The sequence below is a fragment of the Rhodococcus sp. AG1013 genome (assembly GCF_003350365.1).
Lineage (GTDB): Bacteria > Actinomycetota > Actinomycetes > Mycobacteriales > Mycobacteriaceae > Prescottella.
Genome location: NZ_QQAT01000001.1, coordinates 88,094 through 110,207, shown reverse-complemented (window position 1 = coordinate 110,207; position 22,114 = coordinate 88,094). Strand labels below are relative to the sequence as shown.

The following is a 22,114-nucleotide window of genomic DNA, read 5'->3' as shown; positions in this document are numbered from 1 at the left end:
TCCCTTACTTCGCTGCGAAGGCGAGCTCGGCAGCCTTGTCGGCAGCCTCGTCCATGGTTGCGACGACCGTCACCAGCGGGTGGTTGGCCTCGGCGAGGATGCGACGACCCTCTTCGACGTTGTTGCCGTCCAGGCGCACGACGAGCGGCTTGTTGGCCTCGTCGCCCAGGGTCTGCAGCGCACCGACGATGCCGTTGGCGACCGCGTCACACGCGGTGATGCCACCGAAGACGTTGACGAACACGCTCTTGACCTGCGCGTCGTTCAGGATGACGTCCAGGCCGGCAGCCATGACGGCAGCCGAGGCGCCGCCACCGATGTCGAGGAAGTTGGCGGGCTTGACGTTGCCGTGCTTCTCGCCTGCGTAGGCGACGACGTCCAGGGTCGACATGACCAGGCCGGCGCCGTTACCGATGATGCCGACCTCGCCGTCGAGCTTGACGTAGTTGAGGTCGTTCTCCTTGGCCTTGAGCTCGAGGGGATCGGTGGCGTCACGATCCTCGAAAGCCTCGTGGCCGGGCTGACGGAACGCAGCGTTCTCGTCCAGCGTGACCTTGCCGTCGAGGGCCAGGATCTGGTCGTCGGGCGTACGGACGAGCGGGTTGACCTCGACGAGGAGAGCGTCTTCCTTGATGAAGACCTCCCACAGCTTCTGGATCGTGTTGGCCGCGGCGTCGAGCACCTCGGCGGGCAGCTTGCCGGCCTCGGCGATGCTGCGCGCGAACGCGAGGTCGACACCCTTGACGGCGTCCACGGGGATCTTCGCGAGGGCGTCGGGGTTCTCCTCGGCGGTGACCTCGATCTCGACGCCACCCTCGACCGAGCACATGGCCAGGTACGTGCGGTTGGTGCGGTCCAGCAGGAAGGAGATGTAGTACTCCTCGGCGATGTCACTCGCCTCTGCGACCAGCAGCTTCTTGACGACGTGGCCCTTGATGTCGAGGCCCAGGATCGCCTCGGCGTTCGCCTGCGCGGCATCCGCGTCGGGCGAGTACTTGACGCCACCGGCCTTGCCGCGGCCGCCGACCTTGACCTGTGCCTTGACCATCACGGGCTTGCCGATTTCCTCGGCGATCTCGCGGGCACCGGCGACAGTGTCGGTAACACGGCCGGCCGACGTCGGCACGTCGTGCTTGGCGAAGAGTTCCTTCGCCTGGTATTCGAAGAGATCCATCTGCTCACCGTCTCGTCTGCGTTGACGCCCGCTCGAGGGGTAGGAGCGGGTCCGTGTCGGACTTTAACTAGTTCAATCAATCGACTATCGCTCGCCCACATGCTATGTGGCATATGTCACGCGTCGACAGTCGTCGCGGCACGACTCACCGCGGGTTGCGATACCCGGCGAGGGTCGCAGTCCCGGCGAGGAGCGCCACGGCAAGGATTGCAGGTGCGACGCCCGGGCCTGCGACCGGATCCGTCAGACGACCCGCCGACAGTGACCACGCCACGAGATGACAGGCCATGACCACGGCCGCACCTGCGAGAAGAGCGGCCGCGCGGGCCGCGCGGGCATGCACTGCGACCAGCACCGCAACGACGACGACCACGGCCGACAACGCCTGTCCCCACGCGTCCCATCCCCATGGGAACCGCTCGAGGGACGCGGCCGTTCCGTCGGCCCCGCGGTACAGCGGGAGCACGTAGGCGAGGACAGCCGCGGTCGCTGCGAGGACGCCGACGACCACCACCGAACGGACCGGGTCGACGCGTTGCGACGTGTCGACGTCGTCGCGTTCGGCCGCGCCCGCGAATCCCGCCAGCAGCCCCGTCACGACCGCGACGAGCGCCGCGGCGGCCATGAGCCAGCTCCCCGCACCCAATCCGACTCCGGGGATCTCGAGGGCCGCCAGGGCGCTCTGCGCGACGCTCGCGACCGCGGCGACCACCGACACCCACAGCACGCCGACGACGGGACGGACGAGGGCCGCGAACTCCGACATCAGCAGCCACACGGCCGCGATCGCGATCAGCGCCGCCGCGACCAGCACGACTCGGGTCGCGGGCAACTCGGGAGCCGGGAGCGGATCCGGGACTGTCAGCACGGGCAGCAGCGCGCCGGCGCCGGCCAGCAACCCGGCGCAGATTCCCGCGACGCCCGTGGCGGTGTGCCATCGGCCGACGGTTTCCCGCGGTGTCGACCGGGCTACCGCACGATCCCGGTACCCCGCGACGGACAACTCCGCCGCGCGCTGCTCGCGGCGTCGCGCGGCGACGGGGATCGACACCGCCGCAGCGATCAGCAGCACGGCGCCGACCGTGCCCCACACCGCGCCCGGGCCGAGAGCGAGGCGGTCATCGACGAGCCCGGCGGCGAGCCGGCTGCCGACCAGCCCGAGCGCCGCCACACCGGCTCCCCCGATCGCCCCGGCGGCCACCGCGACGTCGGTCGACGCCAGCGCAGCGGCGACGACGATCAGAACGGCTACGGCGACGACCACCGCACCGATCGCGGTGGCACCGTCCGAGGCGATCGCGGCACGCACCAGGATCACCGGGTCGTTCGACGCCAGCGGGCGCACGAGCAGCGCGAGCGCCAGCGCACCCGCGGACACGAGAACGCCTGCAGTTAGCCCGAATCCGATCCGCGAGCCCGCGGGACGCCCGACCGCGTCCGGATCGGGCGATGCGCCGTGCCCGTCGGCGTGCGACGCCCGGTGCACCGTCAGGAGGCCGAGCGCCCCCGCCGCCACGGCGCCGAGGTGACCGGCCAGGATCAACGCGGCGCCGGGTCCAGTGGTGATGCCGGCGGCAGTCGCGGGACGGAACAGCTCCAGCCGGTTGGCGTCGATCGGATCGGTCCACAACTGGATGTCGAGGACGCACAGCCCGACCGTCACCGCGCCGGCGCCGGCCAGCAGTGCGCCCGCCGCAGCGGGCCACCGGGACATCAGCGCGGCGGCGACGGCCGGAACCGCGAGAGCGGCCACCACGGCGATCAGGGTCGCGCCACCCACTGCGGGGATGCGAGTGCCGTCCGCGGTCCGTGCCACCGCCGTCAGGGAGCCCGCAGCGACCCCGATCGCACCGATCGCCGCGATCGTGACGGCGGCGATCGACAGCTTCCCAGCGATGCTGGGCGACGACCCGACGGCGGGCTCGCGCCGGGCCGCATCGGGGTGGGCTACTGCGGACACCGCGCGCGACTGGGTTGGGGATTCCACCCGCGCGACGCTATCTCGTGAACACGTCACCGCGTGGTGTGTAACACCGCCGTGTCATCCCGATATATGAACGAGACCATTCGGGATGTTCGACATCCGCCCAGCTCAGCTTGTGACGCCGGTCACATCTGTCGATTCGTCATGGGCTACAGGTTGCCCCGCCGCAACCGTTTCGTTACCGTCGCCAGGGTCTAAGTCACAGGCAGGTCACGGGCAGGAGGACGGCAGGGCACATGCACCACCGCGCTCAGTTCACGGCCAGTCGATTTGTGAAACAACACGCCGACCCGGAATCCATCGAGCCTTCGCAGGCATTTCGGACCGCGGCAGATCACGAGTTCGAGCGTTGCAATCCAGCAGCGGAGCCGTCTCCGGTCACGCTGCTACACCGAGTGGACGACGGCGTCACGCCCAGCTATCCGACGCCCCCGGAGGTTCGTTACTCCGAGGCCGAAAGTTCTGAGATTTGCAGCGCCATGCTCCACAATGAGAACAAGTCCGAAAACCTCGAAGACTCGACTCCTTTCGACGCCTTCACCCCCGCCGGATCCGCTGACGCGGCCCGCGATGTCGCCGCCCCGGCGCGACGCGGCGGCTTACACCGCCTCCCCACTCCCCCCTCCGCCCTCAAGGGCCGCGCCGCAGTCATCGCGGTAGCCGCCGGCGCAGTCGTCGCCGCGGGCCAGGCAGCAATCAGTTCGCCGGCCAAGGACTCCGATCACTCCGAGGTCTCCCTCACCGCTTCCGGCGCCGCCGCGACCACCGCCGTTCCGCAGGCCGCCCAGTTCAGCGACGTCGCTCAGAATCCCTCCTCCGACAGCTCGGCACCCCAGGTGCTCGCGGTCGCGAACCCCACCGATCTGGGGCAGTTCTCCAACCTCCTCGCGAAGGGCCAGCGTTTCAGCGAGGAGCGCGCGGCCCGCGAGGCCGCCGCCCGCCGCCCGCTGTTCGTCCTCCCCGCCAAGGGCACCTACACCTCGTCGTTCGGGGCACGTTGGGGCACACTGCACGCCGGTGTCGACATCGCCAACGCCATCGGCACCCCGATCTACGCGGTCGCCGACGGCGAGGTCATCGATTCGGGTCCGGCCTCCGGCTTCGGCATGTGGGTGCGCGTCCAGCACGCCGACGGCACCATCACCGTGTACGGCCACATCGACACCACGCTGGTCACGGTGGGCCAGAAGGTCATGGCCGGCGATCAGATCGCCACGATGGGCAACCGCGGCTTCTCCACCGGCCCGCACCTGCACTTCGAAGTGCACCTGGCCGGCGAGAACAAGATCGATCCGCTCCCCTGGCTCGCCACCCGCGGCATCAGCCTCGGCGTCGAGCAGCCCTGACGCTCGATCCCACGATCACGGCCTGCGTCACCACACTGAGCGGACGAGCCCGTCCCCGGCGACCGGCCCGCTCGAACGCCTCGGCGGTTGCTCGCGATTCAGAAGAGGTCCTGCAGCGCCCGCACCGATGAGGGCGTGGACGAGTGGGCCCCGTCGGACACTCGTCGTCGGTTCGACCCGAGGCGAATCCTGGAGCAGGGAACTGGGTTCCGAACCGAAATCTCGTTCGAGCCGTACTGCGCCCACCGGCCGACTTCTACAGTGTCGCAACGGATCCTGAGTGCAGTCCTCGACGACACCGGCAATCGGCTGGGGCGGATCGGTTCCCGCGCTGCGCGATCCACTCCGACTGGATGGTTCTACGAAGACTGAGTGAACCGCTCGCGCAGCGTCGCGAGTTGCTCCGCGGTGAGTCCGAGCCCGTCACGCGCGTAGTCCTCGACGGTGCCGAAGTGGGTGCGCATCTCGTCGAGAGCGGCATCGATGTAGCTCTCACGGACACCGAGGAGAGGACGGATCAGCTCCGGGTCGACACCCTTGCTCTCGACGAAGGCGAGGATCGGATCGGTCATGGGCGCCAGATCGGTGTTCGTTTCGAGGTAATCGGCGCGCACGTCGGTCTCGTCGGCGCCGAGGAGGAGCAGGAAGGAGGTCGCGGCCCATCCGGTGCGATCCTTGCCGGTGGTGCAGTGGAAGAGGGCGGCCCCGGCACGCTTCTCGTCGATCAGGTCGAGATAGAACGCGCGGTATGCGCTCAGCGCTGAGGGCAAACTGACGAAGTTGCGGTTCGCCTCCTCCATCTGCCCGATCCCGCGCCCGTCGTTGATCGTCCCGGCGTATGCGACCGGGTCCGTCATGAGAAGTCCGGTGGCCGCGGCGTTCTGGGCATTGTCGGCCAGCACGTCGAGCCAGACCGTACGCACCGTGTCGGGAAGGCGATCGAAGGCACCTTCGCGCTCGGCAGCAGTGCGGAGGTCGTACACAGTCGTGACACCGAGGACCTCGAAGGCGGTGAGGTCGTCGTCGTCGAGCTTCGCGAGCGTCGCCGAGCGGTACAGCGCGCCCGGGCGGACGGTGCCGGATGCAACGGGAATACCGCCGAGGTCACGGAAGTTCGGGGCACTCTTCAGGAGAACGCGACGGTCGAGCGGGTGAGCGGTCATAGCTGACTCCTACGGGGTTGGTTCCAGGACAAGATATTTCGGCGGAGCGTGGAGGCAATTGTGAGGGACCGTCGAACCGCGCGACACCGACGAGGACGATCGCCACGGTCAGCACTGCTGCGACAAGGAGCAGTATCAACCGTCACGCCTGATTCACACTGCGCACGAGCTTCTCTGCACTGCGTCGTTTGAGCCACCTGTCGATGACGAAGGCCATGAAGATCCACCCGCCGAGTGCCGTGATCACCCAGACAATGATCGGTGCGAAGATCCAAGACTGGACGCCTCTGATCTGAATGCCATCGGGGAACAGGGATGCAACCCACAGCGCGAGCAGCGTGGCGACCAGCCCGACACCACCCGCAAGCGGAGCGGCATAGCGCTGCGCCACGCTGAGCACGAACGGGCCGAGAATCATGTGGGCCAAGGTGAATACGCCGATTGCCACGAAGAATCCGGTGAAGCTCAGATCCACCCCGGGTAAAACGAAATGCACCACGATCAACGCCACCACACCGAGTACGCATTGCGAAAAGAGCTGGAACAGCAGACGCATACGTCGTGCCTCCTTGATCAGTCGAGCCACCCGGCGACTACCCGGTGTTCTCGGAACAATAATGGGTTTGCCCTCCGACGATCATCGGTCCGAGGCGTCGCGGCGAGGAAGCCGAAACCGGTCGGCTGCGCTTCACTGACCTCGCGGAGCCAACGACAGAAGGCCTCGAACCCGCGCATACGACCAGGTCTCCGCTGGCCTGCGATCCGCCAGAGCCGGCGGGCTCGAAACCGGCCGCAATCAGTAGCGGCAATCTCGACAACAACGACGGACAGAAAGAAACTACCCGCGTTTCTACCCGCCGAGTGCGCCCCCCGTTGAAGTACTCCGTTGACGAGTCGGACCGCCCCGCAAGCTATCTGCTGTCGGCTGCTTGAACAGCAGCACGACGTTTGGTCACGCCCAGCTTGCGGTAGATCGAGCGAATGTGCGTCTTCACCGTGGGGTAAGCGATGCCGAGGTGCGCTGCGATCTCATCTGCAGTCATCGCGGTACGCAGATATGTGAGTATCTCCTTCTCTCGTTCCGTCAGGACTCCCGCGAGCAGTACCGACAGTTGGTTCCGCCGTTCCAGGATCGTGCACAAGAGCTCGTGATGTCTCGACCCCCGTATTGCGTGAGCGTTCAAGAGATCGACAATCACCGGATCGTCAGAGAGAAATGGGGCGAGAATCCGTTCGGGGAATGCAGCCTCCAGCGCACGATCCAGCTGCTCATGCGCTTGGAGACCATGCCCTGATACGGAGTTCAGTGCGGCTGAGGTGACGAGTGTGCTCACCAGCGCATATCGCGGCAGCCCGGCCGATGTTGCGAGGCGAAGCGCTCGAGCCGACGGTTCCGGATCCCCCAAGACTCGATAGAGTTCCGCGAGAAGCGCATGAGCAACCGCAGCACCTGTGCGGGCAAGAACAGGCCTGGCAATACGGCGAGCTTGCTCGTCCTGCCTTTGCGCGTGGGCGAGCCAGGCCGTGGTGACGCGCCGCAGCGTATCCCAAGGAATGCCATGCTTGTCCGCAGTGCTCACGCCTCGGAGCAAACGCGCCGCGGTGTGGTATCGGTCGTCCCGGTTCAGAGCGATCAGGCTCATCACCAAGTAGAGACGGGCGAGCGCCTCGAAGTTGGTTCCGGGGCTGCCCTCTACGATGACGGAGTCGAAGTGAGCGATCGCCTCCTCGAAGTCGCCGCGCCAGAAAGCAATGCACCCTCGATTCGACTGTGGGAGATCACCTTCGAAGCGTTCCCAGTCGGACGCCACCTCCCTGGAAGGGAGTCCGTCGAGGATCTGTTCGGCTTCGGTGAATGCTCCCGCGTGGGTGAGCGCAAAGGCCAGATTGGATTGCGCGAGACGCAACGTCTCCGCACGCGACTGCAACTGCGCCTCATCGCTGGCGGAGCGAAGTAGCGCGATAGCACGAGGGAGATCGCGACGAAGCCTGACCTCGGTCCATCCGAGGAGGAAAAGCGCGGATGGGTAATCGTCCTCCGGTTCGCACTGGGCGAGCGCGTGGCGCGCGCGATCGGCGATGACGGCCTTGGTCGAGGAGTCTGGAGCGAGCAGCAGGTCAGTGAAGCAGACGACGAAATCGTCAGACGCAACCCGTAAACCCTGTCCGCGGAGAAACTCCGCACCGTACGGGTCGCCACTGAGGTCGCGGCAGCACGCCCGTATCAGCAGGATGTGCGGGTCGTGCGGATCAGGATGGGCAAGGCAGAGCTGCTCGAGTTCCCTCGTGTGAGATTCGAGAATCAGACGGAGCCAGTTCTTCCGTAGGACGCTTCGAGCCTGCTCTGCCTCACCGGAGGCGAGTGCCTCACGCACGGCTTCGATCATGTGTCGAAGATACTCGAGACGAGCATTCATCGGCCATAGAAATCCGGTCTCATCCGCTGCGGATGAGACCGCGATCGAAGCCTGCAGGAACCGGTGAGAATTGCCGCAATGAACGGAATTGCCGGGTTGAGCCGGCGGAATGTCGGGCGGGAGTTCCTTGCCGGAGTCACGCTGCTCGCGTTCAGCTGGGTGCGCAGCGGCGCGCTTCCGCGGCTGGGCCGTTTCGAGGTCGTGCGCGAAGGAGATCCGATCCACCCGACGAACCGGGCCTCCGTCGCCGAACTCGCAACCGCTCCCACCGACGCGACTGCTACGTAGGGGAACTGACCATGTTGGGTTCTGTCATCGGGGAGACGCTGCCGCTCGCGCTTGGCATCGCGATCAGCCCTTTCACGATCATCGCGGCCATTCTCATGCTGCTTTCCTCGAGCGCTCGCCGCACCGGCCCCGGATTCCTGATCGGCTGGATCCTCGGGATCGCCATCGCGGTGACGGCGTTCGTGTTGCTCGCCGGCCTGCTCACACCCCACGGCGACTCGGGTGGATCGAACGTGCCGCGTGCAATCGTGCAGCTCCTGCTCTCGGCCCTGTTGATGCTGCTCGCGGTCAGGCAATGGCGAGGCCGACCGAAGCCCGGCGTGGATCCCGCACTCCCGAAATGGATGGCCGCCATCGACGGCTTCACGTTGAAGCGCGCATTCGGCCTCGGCCTCCTGCTTTCGGCACTCAACCCGAAGAACCTCCTCATCGCCGCGAGCGCCGGAGTGACCATCGGAGACGCCGGTCTCGCCGCCCTCCCGGCAAGTATCGCGACGGGGGTCTTCGTCCTGTGCGCCACCTCGACGGTGTGGGTGCTGGTCTCGGCGTTCATCGTCGCTTCAGAGCAGCTCCGGGGACCGCTGGATGCCCTGCACCGGTGGCTCGTCCGCGAGAACAACGTGGTCATGACCGTACTCATGGCATTCATGGCGGCACTCATCCTCGGCAAGGCCATCGCCTCCCTCTGACCTCTGCTTCGCCACTCTCCCTCATCAATCGGCCGCGAACCCCGCGGCCCCTTACACGAATCGGACAACACACATGAACTTCTGGGAAAGCCTCGGCTGGATGCTGTCGGCGACCGTCTTCATCGGATATCTCTTCGCGCTGTTCGCGATCATCGCCGACCTGTTCCGCGACCATAAGCTGAACGGCTGGTTGAAGGCCCTCTGGGTGTTCTTCCTGCTCTTCCTGCCCATCGTGACAGCGCTCGTCTATCTCGTCGCCCGCGGCGAAGGGATGACGGAACGCAGCAACAAGGCCGCACGCGACGCGGAGAACGCTGCCGAATCGTATATCCGCGAGGTCGCAGGGAAGAGCCCCAGCGAGGAGATCGCCACAGCCGCAGCACTCCTCGAAGCAGGAGCCATCAACGAGGACGAGTTCACCGCACTGAAGCTGAAGGTCCTCTCGTGAGCGGCGACGTGGTGAGTGCTGCGCGTTTCGGACCTGTCGACTTCTATCTTCTCGGCCTGCCCGGGGAGAGCCTCGACCCGGCCGCACTCTCCGCGCTCACCGACCTTGCAGATACCGGCCTGGTGCAGCTGCTCGATCTGATCGTCATCTCCAAGTCCGAGGACGGCGAACTCACCCTCATCGAGGTCGAGGAGTTGCCGAACGGCTTCGAGATCAATGTCGAGATGCTCGGCGCGTCCGGTCTCCTCGGGCATGAAGACATCACCGAACTCGCGGCGGCGATCCCCGCCGGCGCTGCGGCGCTGCTGGTCGCGCTCGAGCTGGTCTATCAGCGTGAGCTCGCCGCCCGGACCGCCGAGTCGGGCGCGGTGCTACTGGGCTACGAGCGGATTCCCGCCCCGATCGTCAACGCCCTCATGGACACGATCACCCCGAAACTGGAGGTCTGACATGCCCTTCATCCCGAGAACCGGTCGCCCCGGACTGCTGGGCCTTGCCGCGCGCACCGCGATCGTGACCGGTACCGCGACCGCCGTCAGCGACGGTATGGCCACCCGCCGGCAGCGAAGGGCCCAGGCCGAGTACGAGCAGGCCCAGTACGAGTTGGCCCAGCAGCAGGCAGCACGCGCGATGACCACACGCGCGCCCGCTGCCCCGGTCGATCTCGTCGCCGAGCTGCAGAGACTCGGCGATCTCAAATCACAAGGCCTGCTGAGCGATGCCGAGTTCGAAGCCGCGAAAGCGCGACTGCTCGGCTGAATTCCCCGACGGGGCGAGGGATACCCGCTCCCGTGCCGTACCCGACACCGAATGGAACCCGCCATGTCCGCGATTCCCGTCAACATCCTGAACTTCAATCGGGCAGAATCCGATCTCATGTTCGCTCGCCTGGCCGCGGGCGGCGGCCTGGGCACCTGGAACCACACTCGTGAGCTCGAGCCGCTCGACAACCAGCCGATCATCCGCCAGAACCGCGACACCCTGTACAGCAGCAGCATCATCGACGTGCGCGAAGACGTCACGATCACGGTGCCGGATACCGGCAAGCGCTACATCTCCGTGTGGGTGATCAGTCAAGATCATTACGGTCCGGTCATCCTGCGCGATCCGGGAGAGCACGTGCTCACGCGCGAACTGGTCGGGACCGACTACGCCGCACTCATCGTGCGCATCCTCGTCGATCCGAACAGCCCCGAAGACGTCGCCGAGGTGAACCGGCTGCAGGACGTCCTCGCCATCGACGGCGGCGGATCAGGCGAGTTCCCGTTGCCCGGCTACGACGAGCAGTCGCAGAACGAGACCCGCGACGCGATCCTCGCACTCGCTCGCGGCGTCAGCAAGTACGACCGATCATTCGGCACCGCAGCAGAAGTCGATCCGATCATGCACCTGCTCGGCACCGCCTCCGGCTGGGGTGGCCTCCCTGAACAGGAGGCCACCTACGTCAGCGTCGACGAACGCCTCCCTGTCGCGGAATACCGTCTCCGTCTGAACGACGTTCCGGTGGATGCGTTCTGGTCGGTGTCGCTGTACAACACGGCCGGCTACTTCGAGGAGAACGCCCTGGGCGTGAACAGCATCAACAGCCTCACCGCCACCCCCGACGCCGACGGCGGTACCACCATCCGCTTCGGCGTACACCTCGATGGTGTCGCGAACGCCCTGCCCATCATGCCGGGCTGGAACTACGTGCTGCGGCTGTACCGCCCCCGGCCCTCCGTGCTCGACGGCACCTGGACGGCGCCGCGTCCCGAAGCGCTCTAGCGGGGAGCGGGGCCACTGCCCCACCGGGTGGGGCAGCACCGGCATGCGATCCCACTCGGACTCACCATCGATACCCAGGCCTGCGCAGACACCACTGGAGTTGGTGCCCTTCACAAGTCGCCGTCACTCATACCGCCCAGCAGCACCGTCTCCTCGCCGAGCACCGCTCTTCCGGCAACCTCGTCAGAGGACCGAGCGCGTGCGAGACAGACCTGAACGGGGATCTACCACAATTCGTCAGCCACCTCACAAGGAGCGAGATGCCTTCATTGAAAACGTTCGTAGCTGCGGCGGCGCTGACCGCGATCACAGCGTTGCCCGGGACCGGGTCCGCGGTCGCTGCGCCGGCGATTGGATCGGTCGATCTCGGTTCGTCGAGCGGATCCGGATCCGTCGATCCCGGTTCGAGCGGCCCCGATCCCGAGCATCCGGTGTCGACCTGCTTCTGGTCCGTGCCAGTCAATCCCGAGCTCGCAGACCCGCAGCTCAACTATGCCTTCCCCGACACCGCGGCGGTGTATTGGGCTGCGCAGTTCACTGTCCCGGAGGATGCCGAACTGGTCATCCGGGGGCAGTACGCGCACGCGCGTTACCAGTCGTTGAACTCGTACAACGCCGGCACCGCGATGCCGACCGCCGTCCTCAACGACATTTCGACTGCCCCGGACGCCGGTTCGCAGAACACCTATCTTCCGGGCGCCGACCGCCTGAATGAAGACGGCAGGTCGTATACGGTCTCTGTGCTCGACGAGACGCCGCCGGCTGAGCCGCGACACAACACTCTGTATGCCGGTGTGCCAGGACAGGATCGGATCAGCCTCCTCTACCGCATTTACCTTCCCGACAATGGACGTGATCTCACCGGCGGCGTAGGACTACCGGATCCAGAGTTGCACCTCGCCGACGGTCAGGTGCTGCGCGGCGAAGCACTGTGTTCGGCGGTCGACGCGGACAATGCGATCTTGAAGCCCACTCCACTGCCGCTGGACACGTACAAGGCTCTGCGCGACCAGCCGGGCAAGCCGGCGACATTCCCTGCGGACCAGACACCTGTGTGGCGGGCCTACTACAGCGCCGAGTTCACGCTCGGGTGTACCTATCTCGGCAAGTGTGATGGCACACCCCAGCGGGTGGGCGGACAGTACTCCAACATCGACAACAGCTACGTCACGGCCGAAGTCAACCGCGGGTTCGGCGACGTTCTGGTACTTCGTGGCGAACTGCCGCGGACTCCGAAGACGACGACGGGCACGCAGCATATGAACGGCAATGTCGACATGCGGTTCTGGTCGATGTGCAACAACGAATCACTGGCAACGACGAAGGTGATCGCATGCCTGTACGACGAGCAGGTGACCACTGATGCGGCCGGTCGTTACACAATCGTCGCGTCGCTGCCTGAAGACCGACCCGCAAACGCCACCAAGGAGTGCGGGGTGTCATGGCTGCCGCTCTCGCCGACTGGCGATGGCGCCGGGCATCCCGACGATTCCCTCCTGATCATGCGGAACATGCTGCCGTCCAAGGACTTCAGCCATGCCGCGCATGATACCGAGACTCCCGGCGATGAAAAGGCCGTGATGGGGCAGTACTTGCCGGAAGGACAGTACACGGCCAGGTCCGCATTCGAGGCGAGTGGCTGCGCCGAGTAGTCGGACATCTGAACGAGCCGCGCGCGTCTCAACTGTCCATCACCGACACGTCACGGACCAGGTTCACGGGTTGGTCTGCGGCCTGACGCTTCTGGCCGTGGTGCGGCCGCGGCCAACCCGCGATGGCCCTGTCGAGTGCTGGTGAAAGGTAACTCCGAGACCGAGAGTGTGCATGCATGAGTGGGAATGCGAGACGACGGCTTTCTCGTGCGAGTCGCGAGGCTCGTACACAGGTGCTGGTGCGTGACCGGGTGATCCGTCTGGTCGAGGGTGAGGCCCGGCAGCCGCGGCTCCGCATCCTGCGCGGACCGTTGGGTGCCGGGAAATCCTTGGCTGCGGCCCAGTGGGCGACCGTGCAGGCCGCACCGGTCGCTTGGGTGAGTGCGCGCGAGACCGCTGGAGACCTGCACCGATTCTGGGGACTCGCCGCCGCACGGCTGGCCACGGCCGCCGGCATCCAGCGCGAGCACGATCTGGATCACTATCCGTCGCTGCTGCACGTCGTCGGCGGCATGTCCGGTCAGGTACACCTGGTGGTCGACGACTGGCACCTCCACTCCTCCCGCGAGACGGACGAAGCCCTGGCCCAGCTCCTCGATAGCGGGCCAGGGCTTTCGCTCGTCGTCCTCGGGCGCCGCTTCACGGCCCTGGATGCTCCGCTGACCACGGCCCGGTACGAAACATGGTCCCTCGCCCCCGAAGACCTCGCGTTCACCCGCGAGGAGACCGCGGCGCTCGCGGGTACCCAGGACACCGATCCGGGCTGGCTGGAAGGGGTCCGGAGACTCGTCCGGTCGTGGCCGCTCGCCCTCACCGCGGCCTGCACGGACAACCGCACGGACGTGCCGGCTGCCACCTGGGCAGAGGAGTTCCTGACCGGCAGTCTCGAGACGCTTCTGCTGGATCGGGCGGACCCTGAACGACGGCTCTTCTGTGTCCTTTCCGGGTGCGGCACGCCCCTACCCTCCGCAGCACTGACACGCCTGTCCGGACTGGCCCGGCAAGAGACGGCCACCGCGCTGCATACGCTGGAGAACGCGGGCCTCGTCCTGCGCAACCCGGCCAACGGGTCGAACCGCGTGCATCCCGCGTTGGAGACCACCGCTCACGGAATTGTGGAGCGTGAGCTCGGCAACGAGGAGATCTTCGGCCTGAAACTGATGTGGGCGCGCGAGGTGGAGGGCAAGGATCCGGCCACCGCCGCGCGGCTGTTCAGTGAAGCCGGCCACCACACCGGGCTCCAACGGCTGCTGGAATCGCACCCGCGCCTGGTCCTCGCCCCTTCGCCCATCGCGTCGGTACTCACCGGGGTGCCTCGCGATGTCTCCGACCGGTCGCCGCTGCTCGCCGGCGCCCGGATGCTCCACGGCTATGGCCGCGCCGGTACCTCGGCACTCTCACTTCGCGGCCTCGTGCGGGCCTTCCGAACCGCAGCCGACGCGGCGGGCCACGCCCACACCGAGCCCTCCGCCGTCGCCCGGTATCTGCACATGACCGCAGAGCGGATCCTCGGGAATTCGGTGGCCGCACGGAACCACGCCGAAGCCTTGGAACTCCAACTCGCGGAGACCTCCGACGATCGGGCCTCACCCTTACGCACGGCACGATCCCTCATGCATTCGGGGATCGCGTTGACGTACACGCTGAATGGAGAACTCACTGGCGCATCACGGAACTTCGGGGAGGCAATCCGACTCAGCGATCAGACCGGAGAAGCCCAGGATCGGCTCTGCGCGCACGTCGGAATGGCCTTCCTCCACGCCGTCGAGGGAAACATCCACGGGGCACGCTGCGAGATCGAACGAATCGGGCGGCACCACGAGACGGACGGACAATCCGTCACCGCGCCCATCGGGTGGCAGCTCGAATTCGTGAGAGCGGTCATCATGTTCGAAACCCCCGACACGGACCGGCCCGCGCAGCCGCTGCTGGACGGCGACGCGGGCCGGGGTCGCTGCGAGTTCTGGCCACTGCTCGTCGTCGCTGCGGCAGCATCGGCGCGCACACGCTGTGGAGCGGCCGAAGCGCTTGCACAGCTGACACGCGCCCGGGCCATGAACCTCCCGCCCACACCGTACTTGCGGACAGAACTCGCGGCGTACGCCGCGAACATGCTGCTCGCGCAGGGCGATGTCACCGGCGCGGAGCGACAGCTTCGAGAGCTTCCGATCTCGCCCGTCGTGGAAGTCACATCTGCTCGGATAACTCTCACCCGCGGGCAGCCGAGTGACGCCATCACCAGGCTCGACCGAATACTGAGGCGGCAGGTCTCACCCCGCTACCGTGGTGAAGCGCTGATCCTCCTCGCTGTGGTGCTCTGGGAAACGGGTTGGGAGAGCAAAGCGGTGGTCGTGTTCGAGCGGGCCATGGCCCACAAGCACCTCCACGGGCAGGGCACCATGCTCGGCTCCGTGCCCTTCGACCGCCTCCGCGCACTCGCGGTCCACGCACGAGAAACCGGCATCGTCGATGTTGTCGACGAGATCGACGGGCTGCCCGCAGTGCTGCAGGTGTCGCTGGTTCCCCCGCTCACGGAGGCAGAGAGACGCACCCTCGAGGCACTCCGAAACGGGCGAACCACCCGGGAAGCGGCGGCCGAGCTGTTCATCTCACAAGACACCGTGAAATACCGACTGAAGAGCATCTACCGGAAGTTCCAGAGCGCCGATCGCGCAGACATCCTCTACCGTGCCGAACGCGCCGGCCTCCTCCGGCGATGACCTGCCCACCGAGCAGCCCTGACCAGAAGCAACGCAGCCACGGAGTCGAATATCCAGCCTGCCGATCGGCCTCGTTGCGTCAGAGCTTGACCATCGGCACGCCACCGATCAGCATCAGGCGGACCTTACCCGCCGAACCGAAGTCGATCGTCACGGTGGCCGTGGGTCCGGCGCCCTTCGTCTCGAGCACCTTGCCGAGCCCGTACTTGTCGTGGCTGACCCGGTCGCCGACCGCGAGCACGAGATTGTTGTTGCGCCCCCGGGGAGCGCCGAAGCTCGGCGTCGTACCGGCCCCTCGGCCGCCACCACCGCCGCCGAATCCCGAACCTCCGTAACCGGATCCACCGTATCCCTGTCCGCGAGCCCTGCCACCGCCGATGGCTCCGCCGGCACCGAGCACGCCGGGATCCTCGCGGCGCCAGTTCACCAGATCCGCCGGAATCTCTTGCAGGAAACGCGATTCCGGGTTGGTGACCGGCTGCCCCCACGCGGAGCGTACGATCGCGCGGGTCAGGTACAGCCGGTGCCGGGCGCGGGTGATACCGACGTACGCCAGGCGGCGCTCCTCCGACAGCTCAGCCGGATCACCGAGCGCGCGCATGTGCGGGAACTGCCCGTCCTCCCAGCCGGTCACGAAGACCACCGGGAACTCGAGCCCCTTCGCAGTGTGCAGCGTCATGAGCGTGACGACGCCCTCACCCGAGTCGGGTACCTGGTCCGAGTCGGCAACCAGCGAGACCCGCTCGAGAAACGCCGCCAGCGAACCGGGGTCGGGCAGGCCTTCGTCGTCGCGTTCACCGGCCTCGCCGGACTCGTCACCGGCGGCGGACTCGTCCTCCGCGAAGGCTGCGGCGTTACGGGCGTCGGAGCTGAACTCCCTTGCAACGCTGACCAACTCATTGAGGTTGTCGAGCCGGGCGCCGTCCTGCGGATCGCTGCTGGCCTCGAGCTCGCGGCGGTACCCGGTGCGGTCCAGGACAGCCTCGATGATCTCACCGATGTCGGAGAGATCGTTGCCGTCGGCGTCGGTGCTCACCATCAACGCCCGCAGCCCGTCCATCAGTTCGAGAAACGATGCTATGGCCTTCTGGGAGCGGGTGTTCAGCAGCGGGACGACGCCCTCGGCACCGGCGCGGAGCGCCTGCGCGAACCCGACCCCCTTCTGCTCGGCGAACACCGACACGCACGCCTCCGCGCGGTCACCGATCCCGCGGCGGGGAGTGTTGAGGATGCGGCGCAGGCTCACCGTGTCGTCCTCGTTCGCGAGCACCCGCAGGTACGCGACGATGTCGCGTACCTCCTTGCGTTCGTAGAACCGCGTGCCGCCGACCACCTTGTACGGAATGCCGAGGCGGATGAAGATCTCCTCCAGCGCACGCGAGGAGTTGTTGGTCCGGTAGAACACCGCGACGTCGCCGAACTTCGCGTCGCCGGCGTCGACCAGGCGGTCGATCTCCGACGCCACGAACTGTGCCTCGTCGTGCTCGTTGTCGGCGACGTACCCGGTGATGAGCTCACCCTCGCCGGAATCGGTCCACAGGCGCTTCTCGCGGCGGCCGGTGTTCCGGGAGATCACCGAGTTCGCCGCCGACAGGATGTTCTGCGTGGACCGGTAGTTCTGTTCGAGCAGGATGGTCCGCGCGTCCGGGTAGTCGCGCTCGAACTCCTCGATGTTGCGGATCGTGGCCCCACGGAACGCGTAGATCGACTGGTCCGCGTCACCGACTACGCACAGTTCGGCCGGCGGCACCGTGTGCGGATCGACAGCGCCCTCGGCGGCCTCCCCCACCAGTTCGCGAACCAGCACGTACTGCGCGTGGTTGGTGTCCTGGTACTCGTCGACCAGCACGTGCCGGAACCGGCGCCGGTAGTACTCCGCGACCTGGGGGAACGCCTGCAGCAGCCCGACAGTCTCGCCGATCAGGTCGTCGAAGTCCATCGCGTTCGCGGCCCGCAGGCGCTGCTGGTAGTGCGCGTACACCCGGGCCACCAGCTTGGGCATCTCGGCCGGATCCCGGTCCGCGGTGGCCGCGGCCTCCTCGGGATCGATCAGCTCGTTCTTGAGGTTCGAGATGTGCGTGGCGAGCAGCCGCGCGGAGAAGCGCTTGGTGTCGATGTCCAGATCCTTGGAGATCATCGTCAGCAGGCGCCGGGAGTCGTCGGCGTCGTAGATCGAGAAGTTCGAGTTCAGGCCGGGCAGCAGCGCCGACTGTGCCCGCAGGATCCGCACGCAACTCGAGTGGAACGTCGAGACCCACATGCTGTTGGCGCGGGGGCCGACCAGTTGGGCCACCCGCTCACGCATCTCGGCGGCGGCCTTGTTGGTGAAGGTGATCGCCAGGATCTGGCCGGGCATCACGCCGCGCTCGGCCAGCAGGTACGCGATCCGTCGGGTCAGCACCGCGGTCTTGCCGGACCCGGCTCCGGCCACGATGAGCAGCGGCGATCCCGCGTGCAGGACGGCCTCTCGCTGCTGCGGATTGAGACCCTCGAGGAGGGCGTCGGTCGAACCGTGGGCACCGCCCGAAGACATACCTGACGACATACCTGCAGCGCCGATCGTGGACCCGGAAATAGTATTCATCGCCTGTCAACGCTACCGGCGAAGTCCGACACTTCGGCAGCTACCCGATCCCGTCGACGGTGAAGGCAGTCACCCCTGCTTGGGCTGGTCTCATTTGCGTGGCAAACTGGAGTAATGATCATTGCCACGCAGGGGCACCAGCCGGGCGCCCGATGGCGCTCGCCCCGCGAGCACTGGCGATTTCCCAGCGGGTACCGACCTATGGTGCCCGCGGCCTGATCCCCCGCGCGCCCCGAGGTCCACACCGGATCCCGGGGCGTTCTTGTGAGCTGGACCCGGATTCGTAACGACTCGAGGGCACCGAACGAACCCAGTTCTGACACGAGGAGAAGAATATGAGCAGTCCGACCGCACCTCCTTCATCCGAGTCACCCGTTCCCGCGAGCGAGGCCGAGATCGATGAACTCCGCAAGGAGATCGACCGCCTCGACGCCGAGATTCTCGCGGCGGTGAAGCGCCGCAGCGAGGTGTCCCAGATCATCGGCCGCACCCGCATGGCGTCGGGCGGCCCGCGGCTGGTCCACAGCCGGGAGATGAAGGTCCTCGAGCGGTTCAGCGAACTCGGCCAGGAGGGCCATACCCTCGCGATGCTGCTGCTGCGCCTGGGGCGCGGGCGACTGGGACACTGACCTCACCGGCACCGACACGTCCTACGAGAACCGCCCGGTCCTGCGACCGGGCGGTTCTCGTATGCCGGGGTCAGGTCAGCGCGATGTACTTGGTCTCGAGGTACTCGGCGATGCCTTCGCTGCCGCCCTCCCGCCCGAACCCGGATGCCTTGACGCCGCCGAACGGTGCGGCGGTGTCGGAGATGACACCGCGGTTGACGCCCACCATCCCGGTCTCGAGGGCGTCCGACACGCGCAGGGCCCGGTCGAGGTCGCGGGTGTAGATGTACGCGGCCAGACCGAACTCGGTGTCGTTGGCGGCGGCGACAGCCTCCGCCTCGGTGTCGAAGCCGGTGATCGCGGCCACGGGGCCGAACACCTCCTCGCGCAGGATCCGAGCGGACGCGGGCACGTCGGCGAGGACGGTCGCGGGATAGAACCAGCCCGGACCCTCCGGCGCGTCGCCGCCGAGCAGGACCTCGGCGCCGGCCTTCACGGCGTCCTCGACGAGGTCGGTGACCGTCTCGAGCTGGTCCCGGTTGATCAGCGGCCCCAGTGTCGTCTCGGGGTCGATACCGGGGCCCATCTTCGACGCTGCCATGCGTTCGGTGAGCTTCGCGGTGAACTCCTCCCGGACGGCGTTCGCGACGTGGAAACGGTTGGCAGCGGTGCAGGCCTCGCCGCCGTTGCGGAGCTTCGCGAGCATCGCGCCGTCCACGGCGGCGTCGATGTCGGCGTCGTCGAACACGACGAACGGAGCGTTCCCGCCGAGCTCCATCGACGTACGCAGCAAGCCCTTCGCCGACTTCTCGACCAGCATCCGGCCCACCGCGGTGGAACCGGTGAACGTGAGCTTGCGCAGACGGGGATCCTCGAGCAGCGGTTCGGTGACGGCACCCGAGTGCGATGTCGGCAGCACCGACAGCACGCCCTGCGGGAGGCCTGCTTCGACGAACAGTTCCGCGAGCGCGAGCATCGTCAGTGGCGTCTCGGACGCGGGCTTGACGATCATGGTGCAGCCGGCGGCCAGCGCGGGTCCGATCTTGCGGGTGCCCATCGCGAGCGGGAAGTTCCACGGGGTGATCGCCAGGCACGGCCCGACGGGCTGCTTGCTGACGAGGATGCGCCCGTTGCCGGCCGGCGCCGACTGGTAGCGGCCCTCCATCCGGACCGCCTCCTCGGCGAACCACCGGAAGAACTCGCTGCCGTACTTCACCTCGGCGCGGCTCTCCGGCAGGGCCTTGCCCATCTCGAGCGTCATCAGCTGCGCGAACGTCTCGGCGCGAACGGTGATCTTCTCGAAGACCGAGCGCAACAGCTCGCCGCGCTCGCGTGCCGGGGTCGCGGCCCAGTCCGCCTGCGCGGCCACCGCCGCGTCGAGCGCCTTGACGGCGTCACCGGGGCTGGCGTCGGCGACCTCGGTGAGGACCTCACCGGTCGCGGGATTCCGAACGGGGAACGTGGCGCCGTTCTCGGCGTCGACGGGGGTGCCGCCGATCCACAGCTTGGTAGGAACGGCACGAATCAATTCGGCTGGGTTCATGACCTCCATCATGCGCCGCCTCTCCAGAGAATGAGAGCCGACAAGATGTTCGGGTCCAGTGCCGATAAGCTGCCTCCATGAGCACAGACATCACCGGTACCGCAGCCTGGAAGAACCTGGATGCGCATCATCGAGTGATCGAATCTGCCCATCTGCGAAACCTGTTCGCTCAGGATCCCGATCGCGGCACCGCGCTGACGGTGACCGCCGCTGACCTGTACGTCGACTACAGCAAGCACCGCGTGACCCGCGAAACTCTGGACCTGCTGGTCGAACTCGCTCGTACCGCGCGCGTCGAGCAGCGTCGTGACGACATGTTCGCCGGCGCCCACATCAACACGTCGGAGGACCGCGCGGTGCTGCACACCGCGCTGCGGCTGCCGGCCGACGCGCAGCTGACCGTCGACGGTCAGGACGTCGTCGCAGACGTGCACGATGTCCTGCGTCGCATGGGCGACTTCACCGACCGGCTGCGGTCCGGGCAGTGGCGCGGCGCCACCGGCGAACGGATCCGCACGGTCGTCAACATCGGCATCGGCGGCTCCGACCTGGGACCGGTCATGGTGTGCGGCGCACTGCGCCACTACGCCGACGCCGGGATCTCGGCGCGGTTCGTCTCGAATGTCGACCCGTCGGATCTGGTGGGAACGCTCGCCGACCTCGACCCGGCCACCACGCTGTTCGTGGTCGCGTCCAAGACGTTCTCGACGCTCGAGACGCTCACCAATGCGTCGGCCGCGCGCCGCTGGCTGGTCGACGAGCTCGGCGAGAGCGCGGTGCCCAAGCACTTCGTCGCGGTGTCCACGCACGCGCAGCGGGTTGCGGAGTTCGGTATCGACACCGCCAACATGTTCGGGTTCTGGGACTGGGTGGGTGGCCGCTACTCGGTGGACTCGGCTATCGGCCTGGCAGTGATGGCGGTGATCGGCAAGGAACGGTTCGCCGAGTTCCTCTCCGGGTTCCACGCGATCGACGAGCACTTCCGGACAGCACCGCTCGAGCAGAACGCGCCGGTGCTGCTGGGACTGATCGGCGTCTGGTACTCGAGCTTCTTCGACGCCGAATCCCGTGCGGTGCTTCCGTATTCGAACGACCTGGCCCGGTTCGCCGCCTACCTGCAGCAGCTGACGATGGAGTCCAACGGCAAGTCGGTGCGCGCCGACGGCTCCCCCGTCACCACCAAGACCGGCGAGATCTTCTGGGGCGAGCCTGGCACCAACGGCCAGCACGCCTTCTACCAGTTGCTCCACCAGGGCACCCGCCTGGTGCCGGCCGACTTCATCGGCTTCGCCGAGCCCACCGACGATCTGCCCACCGCGGACGGCACCGGCAGCATGCACGACCTGCTCATGAGCAACCTGTTCGCGCAGACGAAGGTGCTCGCATTCGGCAAGACGGCCGAGGAGATCGCCGCCGAGGGCACCGCGCCGGAACTCGTGCCGCACAAGGTGATGCCGGGCAACAGGCCGTCGACCACGATCCTGGCTCCGCGGTTGACCCCGGCCGTGATCGGTCAGCTCATCGCGCTGTACGAGCACCAGGTGTTCGTGGCGGGCGTGATCTGGGGCGTCGACTCGTTCGACCAGTGGGGTGTCGAACTCGGCAAGGCCCAGGCCCTCGAGCTCGGTCCGGTCCTGACATCGACGGAAGCGCCTCCGCAGCAGGACGATTCGTCTACCGACGCACTGGTGCGCTGGTACCGGAAGCAGCGCGGCCGCACCGTCTGACGTCGGC

General features: G+C 67.0%; 18 protein-coding genes. 11 read left to right on the top strand and 7 right to left on the bottom strand.

Features of this window, described 5'->3' with window-relative positions:
- Positions 1-4 precede the first annotated feature (4 nt).
- Positions 5-1,174: an ADP-forming succinate--CoA ligase subunit beta gene (gene sucC / locus DEU38_RS00520; RefSeq protein WP_114718182.1), complete on the bottom strand. Its 1,170-nt coding sequence runs from the start codon at positions 1,172-1,174 to the stop codon at positions 5-7.
- Between the two features lie 145 nt (positions 1,175-1,319).
- Positions 1,320-3,161, bottom strand: coding sequence for a hypothetical protein (locus DEU38_RS00515; protein WP_258557585.1), 1,842 nt, complete (start codon positions 3,159-3,161; stop codon positions 1,320-1,322).
- Positions 3,162-3,394: 233 nt separating this feature from the next.
- Here DEU38_RS00515 and DEU38_RS00510 point away from each other — a divergent pair, with 233 nt between their 5' ends.
- On the top strand, positions 3,395-4,504 hold the full coding sequence (locus tag DEU38_RS00510) for a M23 family metallopeptidase (protein WP_397484143.1): 1,110 nt from the start codon (positions 3,395-3,397) through the stop codon (positions 4,502-4,504).
- A 359-nt stretch (positions 4,505-4,863) separates the two neighbouring features.
- Here the strand turns inward: DEU38_RS00510 and DEU38_RS00505 are convergent, their stop codons facing one another.
- The 3 genes from DEU38_RS00505 to DEU38_RS00495 form a co-directional block, all read right to left on the bottom strand.
- Positions 4,864-5,667: a tyrosine-protein phosphatase gene (locus DEU38_RS00505; RefSeq protein WP_114718180.1), complete on the bottom strand. Its 804-nt coding sequence runs from the start codon at positions 5,665-5,667 to the stop codon at positions 4,864-4,866.
- A gap of 142 nt (positions 5,668-5,809) precedes the next feature.
- Positions 5,810-6,223: a phage holin family protein gene (locus DEU38_RS00500; RefSeq protein ID WP_114718179.1), complete on the bottom strand. Its 414-nt coding sequence runs from the start codon at positions 6,221-6,223 to the stop codon at positions 5,810-5,812.
- A gap of 355 nt (positions 6,224-6,578) precedes the next feature.
- Positions 6,579-8,054 (bottom strand): LuxR family transcriptional regulator, encoded by a 1,476-nt coding sequence (locus tag DEU38_RS00495; protein ID WP_114718178.1) that lies wholly within the window; start codon positions 8,052-8,054, stop codon positions 6,579-6,581.
- Positions 8,055-8,162: 108 nt separating this feature from the next.
- On the opposite strand from DEU38_RS00495, the gene DEU38_RS00490 reads away from it, so the two are divergent.
- The 8 genes from DEU38_RS00490 to DEU38_RS00455 all read left to right on the top strand — a co-directional run bounded on the left by DEU38_RS00490 (position 8,163) and on the right by DEU38_RS00455 (position 15,645).
- Positions 8,163-8,372, top strand: coding sequence for a hypothetical protein (locus tag DEU38_RS00490; RefSeq protein WP_114718177.1), 210 nt, complete (start codon positions 8,163-8,165; stop codon positions 8,370-8,372).
- Between the two features lie 11 nt (positions 8,373-8,383).
- Positions 8,384-9,061 carry a GAP family protein gene (locus DEU38_RS00485; RefSeq protein WP_258557584.1) on the top strand — a complete coding sequence of 226 codons (678 nt, stop codon included), beginning with the start codon at positions 8,384-8,386 and terminating at the stop codon, positions 9,059-9,061.
- Between the two features lie 73 nt (positions 9,062-9,134).
- Complete coding sequence (locus tag DEU38_RS00480; RefSeq protein ID WP_114718176.1) at positions 9,135-9,509, top strand: PLDc N-terminal domain-containing protein; 375 nt, start codon at positions 9,135-9,137, stop codon at positions 9,507-9,509.
- Entirely contained in the window at positions 9,506-9,958 is a 453-nt protein-coding gene (locus DEU38_RS00475; RefSeq protein ID WP_254622830.1) for a DUF6325 family protein, read from the top strand. Before DEU38_RS00480 ends, DEU38_RS00475 begins: the two co-directional genes overlap by 4 nt.
- Before the next feature lies 1 nt (position 9,959).
- On the top strand, positions 9,960-10,268 hold the full coding sequence (locus DEU38_RS00470) for an SHOCT domain-containing protein (protein WP_114718175.1): 309 nt from the start codon (positions 9,960-9,962) through the stop codon (positions 10,266-10,268).
- A 63-nt stretch (positions 10,269-10,331) separates the two neighbouring features.
- The gene (locus DEU38_RS00465; RefSeq protein WP_114718174.1) at positions 10,332-11,273 is read left to right on the top strand and encodes a DUF1214 domain-containing protein; all 942 of its coding nucleotides are present in this window, start codon (positions 10,332-10,334) and stop codon (positions 11,271-11,273) included.
- Between the two features lie 452 nt (positions 11,274-11,725).
- Positions 11,726-12,925, top strand: a complete 1,200-nt coding sequence (locus DEU38_RS00460; RefSeq protein WP_258557583.1) for a hypothetical protein — start codon at positions 11,726-11,728, stop codon at positions 12,923-12,925.
- Positions 12,926-13,164: 239 nt separating this feature from the next.
- Positions 13,165-15,645, top strand: coding sequence for a LuxR C-terminal-related transcriptional regulator (locus tag DEU38_RS00455; RefSeq protein ID WP_181818638.1), 2,481 nt, complete (start codon positions 13,165-13,167; stop codon positions 15,643-15,645).
- Positions 15,646-15,724: 79 nt separating this feature from the next.
- Here the strand turns inward: DEU38_RS00455 and pcrA are convergent, their stop codons facing one another.
- Entirely contained in the window at positions 15,725-18,229 is a 2,505-nt protein-coding gene (gene pcrA, locus DEU38_RS00450; protein WP_181818637.1) for a DNA helicase PcrA, read from the bottom strand.
- 335 nt (positions 18,230-18,564) lie between these two features.
- Between pcrA and DEU38_RS00445 the strand changes: the two genes are divergently transcribed.
- Positions 18,565-18,858: a chorismate mutase gene (locus tag DEU38_RS00445; protein WP_114718170.1), complete on the top strand. Its 294-nt coding sequence runs from the start codon at positions 18,565-18,567 to the stop codon at positions 18,856-18,858.
- A 70-nt stretch (positions 18,859-18,928) separates the two neighbouring features.
- Here DEU38_RS00445 and DEU38_RS00440 read toward each other — a convergent pair whose 3' ends face one another.
- Complete coding sequence (locus DEU38_RS00440; RefSeq protein ID WP_181818636.1) at positions 18,929-20,380, bottom strand: NAD-dependent succinate-semialdehyde dehydrogenase; 1,452 nt, start codon at positions 20,378-20,380, stop codon at positions 18,929-18,931.
- A 77-nt stretch (positions 20,381-20,457) separates the two neighbouring features.
- Between DEU38_RS00440 and pgi the strand changes: the two genes are divergently transcribed.
- A complete protein-coding gene (gene pgi / locus DEU38_RS00435) occupies positions 20,458-22,107 on the top strand; it encodes a glucose-6-phosphate isomerase (RefSeq protein WP_114718168.1) in 1,650 nt (549 codons plus the stop codon).
- The last annotated feature ends 7 nt before the right edge of the window (positions 22,108-22,114 follow it).

Excerpts from the sequence above, each read along its gene's own strand:
- sucC (WP_114718182.1), bottom strand. The coding sequence starts at position 1,174 with ATGGATCTCTTCGAATACCAGGCGAAGGAACTCTTCGCCAAGCACGAC.
- DEU38_RS00510 (WP_397484143.1), top strand. The coding sequence starts at position 3,395 with ATGCACCACCGCGCTCAGTTCACGGCCAGTCGATTTGTGAAACAACAC.
- DEU38_RS00505 (WP_114718180.1), bottom strand. The coding sequence starts at position 5,667 with ATGACCGCTCACCCGCTCGACCGTCGCGTTCTCCTGAAGAGTGCCCCG.
- DEU38_RS00500 (WP_114718179.1), bottom strand. The coding sequence starts at position 6,223 with ATGCGTCTGCTGTTCCAGCTCTTTTCGCAATGCGTACTCGGTGTGGTG.
- DEU38_RS00495 (WP_114718178.1), bottom strand. The coding sequence starts at position 8,054 with ATGATCGAAGCCGTGCGTGAGGCACTCGCCTCCGGTGAGGCAGAGCAG.
- DEU38_RS00490 (WP_114718177.1), top strand. The coding sequence starts at position 8,163 with ATGAACGGAATTGCCGGGTTGAGCCGGCGGAATGTCGGGCGGGAGTTC.
- DEU38_RS00485 (WP_258557584.1), top strand. The coding sequence starts at position 8,384 with ATGTTGGGTTCTGTCATCGGGGAGACGCTGCCGCTCGCGCTTGGCATC.
- DEU38_RS00480 (WP_114718176.1), top strand. The coding sequence starts at position 9,135 with ATGAACTTCTGGGAAAGCCTCGGCTGGATGCTGTCGGCGACCGTCTTC.
- DEU38_RS00470 (WP_114718175.1), top strand. The coding sequence starts at position 9,960 with ATGCCCTTCATCCCGAGAACCGGTCGCCCCGGACTGCTGGGCCTTGCC.
- DEU38_RS00465 (WP_114718174.1), top strand. The coding sequence starts at position 10,332 with ATGTCCGCGATTCCCGTCAACATCCTGAACTTCAATCGGGCAGAATCC.
- pcrA (WP_181818637.1), bottom strand. The coding sequence starts at position 18,229 with ATGAATACTATTTCCGGGTCCACGATCGGCGCTGCAGGTATGTCGTCA.
- DEU38_RS00445 (WP_114718170.1), top strand. The coding sequence starts at position 18,565 with ATGAGCAGTCCGACCGCACCTCCTTCATCCGAGTCACCCGTTCCCGCG.
- DEU38_RS00440 (WP_181818636.1), bottom strand. The coding sequence starts at position 20,380 with ATGAACCCAGCCGAATTGATTCGTGCCGTTCCTACCAAGCTGTGGATC.
- pgi (WP_114718168.1), top strand. The coding sequence starts at position 20,458 with ATGAGCACAGACATCACCGGTACCGCAGCCTGGAAGAACCTGGATGCG.